The following is a 13,461-nucleotide window of genomic DNA, read 5'->3' as shown; positions in this document are numbered from 1 at the left end:
GATTATACCTTCTTCATGGTGCTGGCCCGCGAAAATATCCCTCGGGCTTGGCCGGGTTCTGAGGTAAAATGGCAACGCGGGGAGTCAGCCAGACAGTCGCCGCGTGCCTTCAGGCACGGGGAGGAAAGTCCGGGCTCCGCAGAGCAGGATGCCGGTTAACGACCGGACGCCGCGAGGCGATGGAAAGTGGAACAGAGAGCTGAACCGCCGATGGCCTTGGCAACAGGGATCAGGCAAGGGTGAAAAGGTGTACCGGTCAGGCGCAAGCCGGGCCGGACGGGCGGGGAAACCTGCCTGCGGTAAGAGCGCACCGCGTCGGTGGCAACACGCGACGGCAGGCTAAACCCCATCCGGAGCAAGACCAAATAGGGGGGCGCTAACGTGGCTCGCGTTGTCCCCGGGTAGGTTGCTTGAGCCGGCCAGCAATGGTCGGCCTAGAGGAATGACTGTCCACGACAGAACCCGGCTTACCGACTGACTCCCCGTCCCCATGCCATGAGGCGGCAGCGCTCGACCCGCCTGGGCGCGCACGCCGGCACGTACGTGCGCCCTTATTCCATCGCTATCGAGCCTGCTCAAAAAGTAGGCAAAATGTTTTTTACCCGCCGGGCAAAAAGCATTACAATGCCGCCCTCTCGCCGCTAAATCCTTGATAAACCAGATGCGCATCGGACCGTATACCCTGAAGAACCGGCTCATCGTCGCGCCCATGGCCGGGGTGACGGATCGCCCGTTCCGCATGCTGTGCAAGCGACTGGGGGCGGGGATGGCGGTGTCCGAGATGATCACCTCCAACAAGGCTTTGTGGACCACCGCCAAGACCTTGCGCCGCGCCAACCACGACGGCGAGGTGGAGCCGATCTCGGTGCAGATCGCCGGCGCCGACCCGGCGCAGATGGCGGCGGCGGCGCGCCTCAACGTCGAGCAGGGCGCGCAGATCATCGACATCAACATGGGCTGCCCGGCCAAGAAGGTGTGCAACGTCGCCGCCGGCTCCGCACTATTGCGCGACGAGGCGCTGGTGGGGCGCATTCTCGAGGCCGTGGTGCAGGCGGTGGACGTGCCGGTGACCTTGAAGACGCGCACCGGCTGGAGCCGCGAGCACAAGACAGCGCTCAGGGTGGCGCGGTTGGCCGAAGACTGCGGCATCGCCGCGCTGGCGCTGCACGGCCGCACGCGCGAGGACATGTACCACGGCGCGGCGGAGTACGACACCATCCGCGCCGTGAAGCAGGCGATCTCGATTCCGCTGATCGCCAACGGCGACATCGACTCGCCGCAGCGGGCGCGCCACGTGCTCGATTACACCGGCGCCGACGCTATCATGATCGGCCGCGCCGCGCAGGGGCGGCCGTGGATTTTCCGCGAGATCCAGCATTACCTCGACACCGGTGAAACCCTGCCGGCGCCGACGGTGGCGGAGATCCGCCAGCTGCTCCTGGAGCACCTGGACGAGCTGTACGGTTTTTACGGCGAATACTCCGGCTGCCGCATCGCGCGCAAGCACATCGCCTGGTACACGCGCGGCCTGCGCGGCTCCAACGAGTTCCGCCAGGCGATGTACCGGCTGGAAGACACCGCGCAGCAGCGGATGGCGGTGGCGGGCTATTTCGACCGGCTGGCCGGCGCCTCCGAGCGCCTCGAGTACGTCGAGGCCGAGGCGTCCCCGGACGAGGCCCTGGCGGGCTGAGGCCGTGCTCAGACAACTAAACAGAACAACAACCATGCAGAAAAACGATCATATTTCCCAGTCGGTACGGCTGGCCATGGAGCAATACTTCCGCGATCTCGACGGCGAGGTGCCCTCGGCCATCTACGACATGGTGTTGGCCTGCGTGGAACGACCGCTGCTCGAGGTGGTGCTGTCGCACACCCAGGGCAACCAGACGCGCGCGGCGGAGTTGCTGGGGCTCAACCGCAACACGCTGCGCAAGAAAATGAAGAGTTACGACCTGATCTAGAATGGGAAAGCAGGCCTCCCTCACCGGGCGCCTGCTTTCGGATTTTTATGACTCCCTTGAGTGGTAGATTAACGATGACCAAGATCGAACGTGCGCTGATCAGCGTTTCCGACAAGACCGGCGTTCTCGAATTCGCCCAGACCCTGGCCGGCTTCGGCGTGCATATCCTGTCGACCGGCGGCACCGCCAAGCTGCTGGCCGAAGCCGGCGTGCCGGTGACCGAAGTGTCCGACTACACCGGCTTCCCCGAGATGCTGGACGGCCGCGTCAAGACCCTGCATCCGAAAGTGCACGGCGGCATCCTCGGCCGACGCGATCTGCCCGAGCACGTGGCCAAGATGGCCGAACACGACATCGGCAACATCGACCTGGTGTGCGTCAACCTGTACCCGTTCGAAGCCACCATCGCCAACCCGGACTGCCCGCTGGAAGACGCCATCGAGAACATCGACATCGGCGGCCCGACCATGGTGCGCTCCGCCGCCAAGAACTGGGCGCACGTCGCCATCGTCACCGACGCGGCCGACTACGCCACCCTGGCCGACGAGCTGAAGGCCAACGACGGCCAGCTGTCCAAGGCCACCCGCTTCGAGCTGGCCAAGAAGGCGTTCACCCACACCGCCGCCTACGACGGCGCCATCTCCAACTACCTGACCAGCCTGGCCGCCGGCTCGCTGGCCGGGGTGCCGGAACGCACCGCCTTCCCGAACCGCCTGAACACCCAGTTCATCAAGGTGCAGGACATGCGCTACGGCGAGAACCCGCACCAGGCCGCCGCCTTCTACCGCGACCTCGACCCGGCCGCCGGCTCCATCGCCAACTACCGCCAGCTGCAGGGCAAGGAACTGTCCTACAACAACATCGCCGATTCCGACGCGGCGTGGGAAGCGGTGAAGACCTTCGAGCAGCCGGCCTGCGTCATCGTCAAGCACGCCAACCCGTGCGGCGTGGCCGTGGCGGCCGACCCGCTCACCGCCTACCGCCTGGCCTTCGCCACCGACACCACCTCGGCCTTCGGCGGCATCATCGCCTTCAACCGCCCGGTCGATGCCGAGACCGTCGAAGCCGTGACCGGCCAGTTCCTGGAAGTGCTGATCGCCCCGGCCTTCAGTGACGAAGCCAAGGCCGTCATCGCCGCCAAGAAGAACGTGCGTGTGCTGGAAATCCCGCTGGAAGCCGGTGCCAACCGCTTCGAGCTCAAGCGCGTCGGCGGCGGTGTGCTGGTGCAGACCCCGGACATCCGCAACGTCGGCCTGGACGAACTCAAGGTGGTGACCAAGCGCACCCCGACCGAGCAGGAAATGAGCGACCTGCTGTTCGCCTGGCGCGTCGCCAAGTACGTCAAATCCAACGCCATCGTGTTCTGCAAGAACGGCCAGACCGCCGGTATCGGCGCCGGCCAGATGAGCCGTGTGGACTCCACCCGCATCGCCGCGCGCAAGGCGCAGGACGCCGGCCTGACGCTGCAGGGTGCCGTGGCCTCTTCTGATGCCTTCTTCCCGTTCCGCGACGGCATCGACGTCATCGCCGAGCAGGGCATCAAGGCCATCATCCAGCCGGGCGGTTCGATGCGCGACGAGGAAGTGTTCGCCGCCGCCGACGAGCATGGCATCGCCATGGTGCTGACCGGTGTGCGCCACTTCCGCCACTAAGCGCGGCGGACCACGAGAAAGGTTGGCCGAAGCGTGCTTCGGCCGCACATGACCACCATGAGCCGCCCCGTCCTGTTCGCCCTGCTGCTGGCCAGCGCCGTCCCGGCCTGGGCGCTCGACTGCAGTGGCGACGGCTGGCTCGACGGTGCCTGCCGCCGCGTCGGCCAGGTGTGGAACGACGGGCAGGGCGAGGTCTACCTGCCCGGCTACGCCTACCACCTGCGCAGCGCCTACCGGCGGGAGAAGATCAACTCGTTCAACGAGCAGGCCTGGGGTTTCGGCCTGGGGCGCGGTCTGGTCGACGACGACGGCGACTGGCACGGTCTCTACGCCATGGCCTTTCTCGACTCGCACAACGATCCCGAGCCGATCGCCGGCTACGCCTATCAGAGCCGCCACCACTTCAGCGAGAACTGGCAGGGCGGGCTCGGCTTTACCGCCTTCCTCACCTCCCGCTCGGACACCCTGCATCACTTCCCGGTGCCGGGCGTGTTGCCGCTGGCCTCGGTGCAGTACAAGCGGCTGGCGGTGATGGGAACCTACATCCCCGGCGGCAAAGGCAACGGCAACGTGGTCTTCCTGTTCGCCCGTTACGGTTTTTGAGCGTGCCCGGCCTGGTCCGGGCACCGTCATTGAAAGATTGAGGAAACACAGATGAAAGTGATGGTTATCGGTTCCGGCGGGCGCGAACACGCCCTGGCCTGGCGTATCGCCAAGTCGCCGCGCGTGTCCAAGGTATTCGTCGCGCCCGGCAACGCCGGCACCGAACTCGACCCGCACCTGACCAACGTGGCGATCAGCGCGATTCCGGAGCTGATCGCCTTCGTCAAGCAGGAGAAGATCGAGCTCACCGTGGTCGGTCCGGAAGCACCGCTGGCCGCCGGCGTGGTCGACGCCTTCCGCGCCGAAGGGCTGAAAATCTTCGGCCCGACCCAGTACGCCGCGCAGCTGGAAAGCTCCAAGGACTTCGCCAAGGCGTTCATGAAGCGCCACGGCATCCCCACCGCCGGCTACGAGACCTTCACCGACGCCGCCGCGGCGCACGCCTATGTCGACGGCAAGGGTGCGCCGATCGTGATCAAGGCCGATGGCCTGGCCGCCGGCAAGGGCGTGGTGGTGGCGCTGACGCTGGACGAGGCGCACGCCGCCATCGACGACATGCTGGTCGGCAACAAGATGGGTAGTGCCGGCGCGCGCGTGGTGATCGAAGACTTCCTGGAAGGCGAGGAAGCCAGCTTCATCGTCATGGTCGACGGCGAGCACGTGCTGGCCATGGCCACCAGCCAGGATCACAAGCGCCTCAAAGACAACGACGAAGGCCCCAACACCGGTGGCATGGGTGCCTACAGCCCGGCGCCGGTGGTGACCCCGGACGTGCACGCGCGCGTGATGCGCGAGATCATCCTGCCGACGGTGCAGGGCATGAAGAAGGACGGCCACGAGTACACCGGCTTCCTCTACGCTGGGCTGATGATCGACCAGGACGGCAACCCGTTCACCATCGAGTTCAACTGCCGCTTCGGCGATCCGGAAACCCAGCCGATCATGGCGCGCCTGAAGTCCGACTTCACCGTGCTGCTGGAAGCTGGCGTCAACGGCCAGCTCGACCGCGTCGAGGCGGAGTGGGACCGGCGCGTGGCACTGGGCGTGGTGCTGGCGGCCGAAGGCTATCCGGAAAATCCGCGCAAGGGCGACCTGATCGACGGCCTGCCCAAGGCCACCGACGATTCCGTGGTGTTCCATGCCGGCACGGCGTTCGATGGAGAAGGCCGCGTGGTCACCAACGGCGGCCGCGTGCTGTGCGTGGTGGGCCTGGGCGACAGCGTGCGCATGGCGCAGGGCAAGGCCTACGCCGTGGCCGACCAGATCCGCTTCGCCGGCAAGCAGCTGCGCCGCGACATCGGCAGCAAGGCGTTGCACCGGCGCGGCTGAGAACGTGTGAAAAATTCTGCTGCGCAGGTCGATCTCAAAGCGGCGATGCTCGCTGTACCACTTGTACAGCTGCGCTTCTCGCTTTGACCTCGGTCTGCGGCAATGACCGCAGGGAATCCCTGTGGGACGAATTTTTTTCACACGTTCCGGATCGATTTCCGCCTGGTTTCATGACGGCACCCTCGGGTGCCGTTTTTTATTGGCAGCGCCGCGCCATGGGCCATACTGAATCATGTGTGGAAACAGGAGCTTATCATGGCCCGCCGCTACCTGATCGCCGTCCTGTGTGCGCTGTTCGCCCTGACCGGCCATGCCGGCGCCGCACCCAAACCTTTGCGCGTGCTCACCGAGTCGTACCCGCCCTACAACATGAGCGCCAAGAACGGCTCCGTGGTGGGACTGTCGACCGATATCGTGCGCGAGATGATGAAACGCGCCCGCGTGCCCTACACCATCGAGCTGCAGCAGTGGGTGTGGGCCTTCACCAACGCGCGCGACAATCCTGCCACCTGCGTCTACTCCACCACCCGCAGCGAGGATCGCGAGGCGCAGTTCAAGTGGGTCGGCCCGTTGGTCGACAACCCCTGGGTGCTGTTCGCGCGCAACGACGACACGCGCCCGGTGCACGCGCTGGAAGACGTCCGTCCCTACCTCTTGGGCGGCTACGTCGGCGATGCCACCGCCCAGTTCCTGATGAGCAACGGCTACCGCGTCGAACTGGTGCCGGCCGACATGCTCAACATGCACAAGCTGGCCGACGGCCGCATCGACTACTGGGCCACCGGCAAGTACCAGGGCGCCTATCTCGTGGCGCAGCAGAAGCAGAGCGGCATCCACCCGGTGCTGACCTTCAAGACGGTGCAGCTCTATCTCGCCTGCAACAAGTCCACCGACGACGCGCTGATCCAGACGCTCAACGCCAGCCTCGGCGGCATGCGCGAGGAGGGCGTGATACAGAAGATCGTCGACCGCTACCTGCACTGAAGCGGGCGGGTTTTGCGGGACGCCGCCGCCGGGGTGGCGGCGGCTCTGCTAGAATGGCGCTTTTGTCGTCCCCCCCATCGTCATGAGTCGTCCTCTAACCCCGCCGCACGGGCGCCGGGCCTTGCCGCGCCTGCCCGCCGCTGCGCTGTTGCGGCGTGCCAGGGCCGTGCTGCAGCAGGGCGGCGTGCTGGCCTATTCCACCGAATCCTGTTTTGGGCTGGGGTGCGATCCGTTCAATGTTGCGGCGATCCGGCGCGTGCTGGCGCTCAAGGCACGCCCCAACCACAAGGGCCTGATCGTGATCGCCGCCTCGTTGGCGCAGGTGCGTCCGCTGATCCGCCCGTTGTCGGCGGCCGAGGAGGCGGAACTTGCCCGCTACTGGCCTGGTCCCTATACCCTGTTGCTGCCGGCCTCGCCGCGCGTCTCGCCGCTGTTGCGCGGGCGGCACGACAAGATCGCGGTGCGGGTGACCGCGCACGGCGAGGCGGCGGCGCTGTGCCGCGCGCTGGGGACGGCGCTGGTGTCGACCTCGGCCAACCGCGCCGGGCAGACGTCGCTGAAAACCGCACAAGCTTGCCGCCGCGCCTTCGGGACGGCGGTCCTGACGTTGCCGGGACGCATCGGCGGTAGCCGCCGTCCCTCCACCATCATCGATTTTGAAACCGGCCGCGTGCTGCGCTGAAGCGCCTGCGCCGTTTGTAACGAGGAACTAGCTTTGCAACCGATTTCTTTCATGAGCCTGATCCTGAACGCCAGCCTGGTGGTGCAACTGGTCATGCTGGGGCTGGCGCTGCTGTCGGTGCTGTCGTGGACGCTGATCATCAGCAAGCTCGGCACGCTGCGCTCGGCGCGGCGCCACAGCGAGAGCTTCGAGCAGAATTTCTGGGGCGGCACCGACCTCAACCGCCTGTACGAGGACGCGCGCCAGCAGGGCGAGACGGTCGGCATGGAACGCATCTTCCAGTCCGGCTTCGCCGAGTTCCTCAAGCAGCGCGGCCGCAGCGGCGCCGAGCTGTCCGACATCATGGACGGGGCGCGCCGCGCCATGCGCGCCGCCGCCCAGCGCGAACTCGACCGCCTCGACAGCCACACCTCGTTCCTCGCCACGGTCGGTTCGGTGAGCCCGTACATCGGCCTGTTCGGCACGGTATGGGGCATCATGCACGCCTTCATCGGCCTCGGTAACGCCGGCCAGGCGACGCTGTCGACGGTGGCGCCGGGCATCGCCGAGGCGCTGGTGGCGACCGCCATCGGCCTGTTCGCGGCGATTCCGGCGGTGGTGGCGTACAACCGCTTCGCCGCCGACGTCGACCGCCTGGCGTCGCGTTTCGACACCTTCATGGAAGAGTTCTCCAACATCCTGCAGCGCCTCGCCACGCGCTGAGAACCTGCCCGCGATACCGGCTTCGGCCAGGCCGCCAAGGTTGGCCGAAGCCACTGTTCGCCAGCGCGAACAGTCTTGTCGCATCAGCCCGCCTTGTATTTCGTCCCGGCAGTGGGATGATGTCATCCTGTTTCCGATGCGATGTCCTGCCATGTCCCCGCGCCGCGTGCCTCCTCTTACCCTTGTCGCCCTGCTGTCGCTCTACCTGATCTGGGGCTCGACCTACTTTGCCATCCACGTCGCCGTCGACTCGTGGCCGCCGCTGTTGATGGCCGGGGTGCGCTTCGTCATCGCCGGCACCGTGCTGGCGTCGTTTCTGCTGTGGCGCGGCGAGGCCTTGCCGAACTGGCGCCAGCTGGGCAGCTCCACCCTGCTCGGGGTGTTGATGCCGGGCATGGGCAACGGTCTGGTGACGGTGGCGCAGAAGAGTGTGTCGTCCGGCGTGGCGGCGCTGATGGTGGCGACGGTGCCGCTGTTCACCACTTTGTGCGCCCGGCTGTTCGGGCAGCGCACCCGCCCGCTGGAGTGGGCCGGCATGGTGCTGGGCCTGGCCGGCATCGCGCTGCTCAACATGGGCAGCAGCCTGGCGCTGAGCCCGGTGGGCGGCATTCTGCTGTTGCTGGCCTGCGCCGGCTGGGCGCTCGGTTCGGCCTGGAGCAAGCACCTGCCGCAGCCCAGCGGGCTGATGGCGAGCGCCATGATGATGCTGATGGGGGGCATGGCGCTGCTGCTGGCCAGCGTGGCGAGCGGCGAGCGCCTGGCGGCGGTGCCGACCTTCGAAGGCTGGCTGGCGCTGGGCTACCTGGTGGTGTTCGGCTCGCTGATCGCCTACAGCGCCTATCTCTATCTCTTGGCCAACGTCAGCCCGGCCACCGCCACCAGCTACGCTTACGTCAACCCGGTGATCGCCGTGCTGCTGGGCGTGCTGTTTCTCGGCGAGCAGGTCGGCCGCCAGGAGCTGGGCGCGCTGGGGGTGATCGTGGCGGGCGTCGTGCTGATCGGCTGGAAGAAGGATGAACCGCGCCCGGCCTAGGGTGTGTCATCCATTGTCTTCCCTCCGCGTTGCCGCCGCGAAAGCGGCCAGGCAAGGCGCCGGGCTTGGCAATGGTCACTCCCTTGCCAAGCCCGGCAACACCGTATGGGCGCTTTCGCGGCGCAACCCTTCGGGCCGGGCCTGTTTTTGTGTGCCACGGTGTTGCTCAGCTCTCGTTTGGAATACCAAAACGTCGGCTTCGCGCCTTGTCGCGCACAAAAAAAGGCCCCGGCGTGGGGAGGGAAACAATGGGTGACACACCCTAATCCACCGGCAGCGGCGGCAGGCGCGGCGAGATCGGGGTGTCGATCACGATCGAGGTCTTGGTGTCGCCGTACTGCATCAGCTCGGCGATCAGCGTCTGCAACGCCGCCATCGTGTCCACCGCCACCTTCAGCAGCAGCCCGCTGCTGCCGGTGATCGACTCGCACGAGACGATGCCCGGCACGTCCTTGAGTTTCTCCAGCACGGCGTAGAACTCCAGGTGTTTCACCGTCAGCTCGATCACGCACTGGATCGGAAATCCCAGCCGCGCCAGGTCGACCCCGACGTGGTAGCCGGTGATGATGCCGGCGCGCTCCAGCTTGTCGATACGGTCGGCCACCGCGGGGGCCGACAGGTTCACCCGCCGCGCCAGCTCGGCGAAGCTGAGGCGGGCGTTTTCGTGCAGTGCAGCGAGAATCTTGTGATCGAATTTGTCCACTTTTGATTCGAAGGCGTTAGCCATAAATATGCGTTGAAACGAAAATTATACCCCGGTAAATCGATGGTTTTCTTATTAATTCGGCCCCTCTGGCTACGTACAATACGTCCCGTGATGAGGCAGCGCGCTGCCGCCCTGCGGGATGGCGGTGCGCTCCTTGGACTGGATACGTGGACCCCCCGAGGTGTGCCCGATGCGTCGGGAGCGGTCGCTGTTCTGGTGATCTCTTTGTCCCCGGTCTCAAGTCATTTCTCTTTAGTATTGACGACGATCCTTCAAGGCCTGTCTTGCGACAGGCCTGTTTTTTTGCCTGTTTCCCCCGACTTTGTTACCGTGACTTGGCATTTCCCGGGAAATGTCATATTTCTGTAATCCCCGCTTCTTATCCTCTGGGCAGACTCTCTGCCAATGGATCATCATGCCTGCGAACATTCTGCTCGTTGAAGACGAACCGGCCATTCAGGAACTGATTGCGTTCAACCTGACCCAGGCCGGCCACCATGTGCTGCGCGCCAGCACCGCCGAGGCTGCGCTGATGCTGGTCAAGAATGCTCTGCCGGACCTGGTGCTCCTGGACTGGATGCTGCCCGGCGGCTCCGGCATCGACATCGCCAAGCGCCTGCGCGCCGACGAGCGCACGCGCCAGGTGCCGATCATCATGCTGACCGCGCGCTCCGACGAGCAGGACAAGATCGTCGGGCTGGAAACCGGCGCCGACGACTACATCACCAAGCCGTTCTCGCCGCGCGAGCTGTTGGCGCGTATCAAGGCGGTGCTGCGCCGCCGCGCGCCGCAAATGACCGACGATGCGGTCGAGGTCAAGGGCCTCAGGCTCGACCCGGCCACGCACCGCGTCAGCACCGACGGCCAGCCGATCGACCTCGGCCCCACCGAATTCCGCCTGCTGCACTTTTTCATGACCCACCCGGAACGGGTGCATTCGCGCGCGCAGCTGCTCGACCAGGTATGGGGCGACCACGTGTTCGTCGAGGAGCGCACCGTCGACGTGCACATCCGCCGCCTGCGCAGCTCGCTGGAAGGCTCCGGCCACGACGGCCTGATCCAGACCGTGCGCGGTACCGGCTACCGCTTCTCCACGCAACAGTGAGGTAGGCTCTTGCGCGAATTTGCACAGCGTACGCTGCTCTGGCTGGTGGCCATCGTGCTGCTCGGGCTGGGGTTCTGGTTGGCCTCCGGCGCGCTCGACGCCCTGCTGGTGCTCAGCATCGGCCTGGGCGGCTGGCTCGCCTTCCATCTCTATCACCTGGCGCTGCTGCTGCGCTGGCTGCAGCACCCCTCGGCCGAGCGCGTGCCGGACGGCTTCGGTGCCTGGCACACGGTGTTCATCACGCTCTATCGGCAGAGCAAGATGCAAAGCCAGAGCAAGCGCAAGCTGACCAAAACCGTGGAGCGCTTCATCAACGCCGGCGAGGCGATGCCGGACGGCGTGGTGGTGCTGGACGAGCACGACCGCATCGAGTGGCTCAACCCGATGGCGGTGGAGCACTTCGGGCTCGACCGCAAGCGCGATGTCGGCAACCAGATTTTCAACCTGATCCGCCAGCCGGCGTTCAACGCCTATATGAAGGCGGACAGTTTCAGCCAGCCCTTGATCCTGCGCTCCTCCCAGCCCGACGAGCGGGTGCTGAGCATCCAGCTGGTGCCGTTCGACTCCACCCGCAAGCTGATCCTGTCGCGCGACATCACCCAGCTCGAGCGGGTGCAGACGGTGCACCGCGACTTCGTCGCCAACGTCTCGCACGAGCTGCGCACGCCGCTGACGGTGATCGGTGGCTTCCTCGAGACGCTCTCCGACATGCCGGACAACCCGGCGCTGTTGCGCCAGTTCCTGCCGATGATGATGGAGCAGTCGCGCCGCATGCAGAGCCTGGTGGAGGATCTGCTGATCCTGTCGCGGCTGGAGAACAGCCCGAAGAACAGCGCTAACGAGAAGGTCAACATGAGCGAGCTGCTCGACACGCTGATGGTCGAGGCCGAGGGGCTGTCGCAGGGGCGTCATCAGATCCGGCTGCAGCGCGACACGCCGCTGTGGCTGTGGGGCAATGCCCAGGAACTCCACTCGGCGTTCGGCAACCTGGTGTCCAACGCGGTGCGCTACACCCCGGACGGCGGCGACGTCACGCTATGCTGGAAGGAGGAGGGCGAGAAGCTGGTGTTCTCGGTCAAGGACAGCGGCATTGGCATCCCGCGCGAGCACATCCCGCGCCTCACCGAGCGCTTCTACCGCGTCGACCGCGGCCGCTCGCGCGGCAACGGCGGCACCGGGCTCGGGCTCGCCATCGTCAAGCACGTGGTGGCACGCCACCAGGCGCGCCTCGAGGTGCACAGCGAGCCGGAGCGTGGCAGCACCTTCAGCGTGGTGTTCAACCGCGCCCAGATGGCCGAGCCGGAAGCGGCCTGAGCGCTCGATCCTGCCCTTGGCGCGGGCCGCCGTGCCGCGCTAAGATGATCTTCCTGTTGTCATCGATTACCCCCTCAACCAACCGGGAAGTACGCCATGAACCGCCTGCAAGCCATCCGTCCCTTCGGCCAACGTATCTGGCTGGACAACCTGTCGCGTGAACTGCTGGCCTCCGGCACGCTGGCGCGCCTGGTGGAGGAAGACGGCATCGCCGGCGTGACCTCCAACCCGACCATCTTCCACAAGGCCATCGCCAGCGATCCGCGCTATCAGGAAGACCTGGCCGCGCTGAAACTGCGCGCGCTGGACGCCGAGCAGTGCTACGAGGCGCTGGTGATCCCGGACATCCAGGCCGCCTGCGATCTGCTGGCGCCGCAGTACCACGCCAGTGCCGGCGACGACGGCTACGTCAGCCTGGAAGTGTCGCCGCTGCTGGCCAACGATGCCGCCGGCACCCTCGCCGCGGCGCGCCGGCTGTGGCAGGCGGTTGCCCGACCCAACCTGATGATCAAGATCCCGGCCACCGCCGCCGGGGTGGACGCGCTGCGCACGCTGACGCGCGAGGGTGTCAACGTCAACATCACGCTGCTGTTCAGCCTGCCCCAGGTCGAGGCGGTGTGGGACGGCTACCTCGCCGGCCTGCAGCAGCGCCTCGAGGACGGCAACGACGTCAAGCCGGTCAAGGCGGTGGCGAGCTTCTTCCTGTCGCGCGTCGACAGCCTGCTCGATGCGCAGCTGGCGCCGGAACTGCAGGGCAAGGTGGCGGTGGCGCTGGCCAAGGCGGCCTACGCGCGCTACCGGCAGCGCTTCCACGGTGCCGAATTCGCCGCGCTGCGCGCCGCCGGGGCGCGTCCGCAGTACCTGTTGTGGGCCAGCACCGGCACCAAGAATGCCGCCTACTCCGACGTGCTGTATGTCGAGAGCCTGATCGGCCAGGAAACCGTCAACACCGTGCCGGACGCCACGCTGGCGGCCTTCCGCGACCATGGCGCGGCCGCCGAGACCCTGCCGCGAGCCCTCGAAGACGCCATGATGACGCTGCACCGCGTCGGCGCCTCCGGCATCGACCTGGCCGCTGTCGGCGACAAGCTGCAGCAGGACGGTCTCAAGCTGTTTGTCGAGTCGTATCAGGCGCTGCTGGAACTGACTGCCTGAGAGTCTCTCCCAGGCGGCTGCGCCTGCGCATCTTGAGCGCCGGCAGTACTGCGTGCCAATCTATCGCTGAGCCAATCGAAGATTGGCACGCAGGGATTGGCTCAGCGATCAGGAATCCTCATGTACTCCGTATACATTCCGGTTCCTGTACGCTGGCGGCGCTGAACGGGCTTTGGCTCGCTCGCCTACTGGGAGGGGCTCCAAGTTAGCGGTCTAAATACAAGGAAAAACGGGA

The 13,461-nt window shown here is 66.2% G+C and carries 13 protein-coding genes and 1 other RNA gene; 13 read left to right on the top strand and 1 reads right to left on the bottom strand.

Features of this window, described 5'->3' with window-relative positions; translation table 11 throughout:
• Positions 1-80 precede the first annotated feature (80 nt).
• The 10 genes from rnpB (at position 81) to yedA (ending at position 8,946) form a co-directional block, all read left to right on the top strand.
• An RNA gene (rnpB, locus tag B9N72_RS13670) (RNase P RNA component class A) lies at positions 81-486 on the top strand.
• A 175-nt stretch (positions 487-661) separates the two neighbouring features.
• Positions 662-1,690: a tRNA dihydrouridine synthase DusB gene (gene dusB / locus B9N72_RS13665; RefSeq protein ID WP_085276868.1), complete on the top strand. Its 1,029-nt coding sequence runs from the start codon at positions 662-664 to the stop codon at positions 1,688-1,690.
• A 34-nt stretch (positions 1,691-1,724) separates the two neighbouring features.
• Positions 1,725-1,961 carry a helix-turn-helix domain-containing protein gene (locus B9N72_RS13660; protein ID WP_085276867.1) on the top strand — a complete coding sequence of 79 codons (237 nt, stop codon included), beginning with the start codon at positions 1,725-1,727 and terminating at the stop codon, positions 1,959-1,961.
• 74 nt (positions 1,962-2,035) lie between these two features.
• Complete coding sequence (purH, locus tag B9N72_RS13655; RefSeq protein ID WP_085276866.1) at positions 2,036-3,613, top strand: bifunctional phosphoribosylaminoimidazolecarboxamide formyltransferase/IMP cyclohydrolase; 1,578 nt, start codon at positions 2,036-2,038, stop codon at positions 3,611-3,613.
• Positions 3,614-3,670: 57 nt separating this feature from the next.
• A complete protein-coding gene (gene pagP, locus B9N72_RS13650; RefSeq protein WP_234985989.1) occupies positions 3,671-4,216 on the top strand; it encodes a lipid IV(A) palmitoyltransferase PagP in 546 nt (181 codons plus the stop codon).
• A gap of 51 nt (positions 4,217-4,267) precedes the next feature.
• Positions 4,268-5,545: a phosphoribosylamine--glycine ligase gene (gene purD, locus B9N72_RS13645; protein WP_085276864.1), complete on the top strand. Its 1,278-nt coding sequence runs from the start codon at positions 4,268-4,270 to the stop codon at positions 5,543-5,545.
• Positions 5,546-5,800: 255 nt separating this feature from the next.
• A complete protein-coding gene (locus B9N72_RS13640; protein ID WP_085276863.1) occupies positions 5,801-6,529 on the top strand; it encodes a substrate-binding periplasmic protein in 729 nt (242 codons plus the stop codon).
• An 82-nt stretch (positions 6,530-6,611) separates the two neighbouring features.
• The gene (locus tag B9N72_RS13635; RefSeq protein ID WP_234985988.1) at positions 6,612-7,211 is read left to right on the top strand and encodes an L-threonylcarbamoyladenylate synthase type 1 TsaC; all 600 of its coding nucleotides are present in this window, start codon (positions 6,612-6,614) and stop codon (positions 7,209-7,211) included.
• A gap of 33 nt (positions 7,212-7,244) precedes the next feature.
• A complete protein-coding gene (gene tolQ / locus B9N72_RS13630) occupies positions 7,245-7,913 on the top strand; it encodes a protein TolQ (protein WP_327078297.1) in 669 nt (222 codons plus the stop codon).
• Positions 7,914-8,064: 151 nt separating this feature from the next.
• Positions 8,065-8,946 carry a drug/metabolite exporter YedA gene (gene yedA / locus B9N72_RS13625; protein ID WP_085276861.1) on the top strand — a complete coding sequence of 294 codons (882 nt, stop codon included), beginning with the start codon at positions 8,065-8,067 and terminating at the stop codon, positions 8,944-8,946.
• A gap of 262 nt (positions 8,947-9,208) precedes the next feature.
• Here the strand turns inward: yedA and B9N72_RS13620 are convergent, their stop codons facing one another.
• Positions 9,209-9,649 carry an Lrp/AsnC family transcriptional regulator gene (locus B9N72_RS13620; protein ID WP_085276860.1) on the bottom strand — a complete coding sequence of 147 codons (441 nt, stop codon included), beginning with the start codon at positions 9,647-9,649 and terminating at the stop codon, positions 9,209-9,211.
• 418 nt (positions 9,650-10,067) lie between these two features.
• On the opposite strand from B9N72_RS13620, the gene phoB reads away from it, so the two are divergent.
• The 3 genes from phoB (at position 10,068) to tal (ending at position 13,226) form a co-directional block, all read left to right on the top strand.
• Entirely contained in the window at positions 10,068-10,757 is a 690-nt protein-coding gene (gene phoB / locus B9N72_RS13615) for a phosphate regulon transcriptional regulator PhoB (RefSeq protein WP_085276859.1), read from the top strand.
• A 9-nt stretch (positions 10,758-10,766) separates the two neighbouring features.
• Entirely contained in the window at positions 10,767-12,071 is a 1,305-nt protein-coding gene (gene phoR / locus B9N72_RS13610) for a phosphate regulon sensor histidine kinase PhoR (RefSeq protein ID WP_085276858.1), read from the top strand.
• Between the two features lie 96 nt (positions 12,072-12,167).
• Complete coding sequence (tal, locus tag B9N72_RS13605) at positions 12,168-13,226, top strand: transaldolase (RefSeq protein WP_085276857.1); 1,059 nt, start codon at positions 12,168-12,170, stop codon at positions 13,224-13,226.
• The last annotated feature ends 235 nt before the right edge of the window (positions 13,227-13,461 follow it).

It is taken from the genome of Pseudogulbenkiania subflava DSM 22618 (genome assembly GCF_900177275.1).
Classification (GTDB): domain Bacteria; phylum Pseudomonadota; class Gammaproteobacteria; order Burkholderiales; family Chromobacteriaceae; genus Pseudogulbenkiania; species Pseudogulbenkiania subflava.
The sequence above is the reverse complement of the archived record's forward strand: the minus strand, read 5'-3'. Positions and strand labels throughout refer to the sequence as shown.

Coding starts and splice junctions, on each gene's coding strand:
- dusB (WP_085276868.1), top strand. CDS start 662: ATGCGCATCGGACCGTATACCCTGAAGAACCGGCTCATCGTCGCGCCC.
- B9N72_RS13660 (WP_085276867.1), top strand. CDS start 1,725: ATGCAGAAAAACGATCATATTTCCCAGTCGGTACGGCTGGCCATGGAG.
- purH (WP_085276866.1), top strand. CDS start 2,036: ATGACCAAGATCGAACGTGCGCTGATCAGCGTTTCCGACAAGACCGGC.
- pagP (WP_234985989.1), top strand. CDS start 3,671: ATGAGCCGCCCCGTCCTGTTCGCCCTGCTGCTGGCCAGCGCCGTCCCG.
- purD (WP_085276864.1), top strand. CDS start 4,268: ATGAAAGTGATGGTTATCGGTTCCGGCGGGCGCGAACACGCCCTGGCC.
- B9N72_RS13640 (WP_085276863.1), top strand. CDS start 5,801: ATGGCCCGCCGCTACCTGATCGCCGTCCTGTGTGCGCTGTTCGCCCTG.
- B9N72_RS13635 (WP_234985988.1), top strand. CDS start 6,612: ATGAGTCGTCCTCTAACCCCGCCGCACGGGCGCCGGGCCTTGCCGCGC.
- yedA (WP_085276861.1), top strand. CDS start 8,065: ATGTCCCCGCGCCGCGTGCCTCCTCTTACCCTTGTCGCCCTGCTGTCG.
- phoB (WP_085276859.1), top strand. CDS start 10,068: ATGCCTGCGAACATTCTGCTCGTTGAAGACGAACCGGCCATTCAGGAA.
- tal (WP_085276857.1), top strand. CDS start 12,168: ATGAACCGCCTGCAAGCCATCCGTCCCTTCGGCCAACGTATCTGGCTG.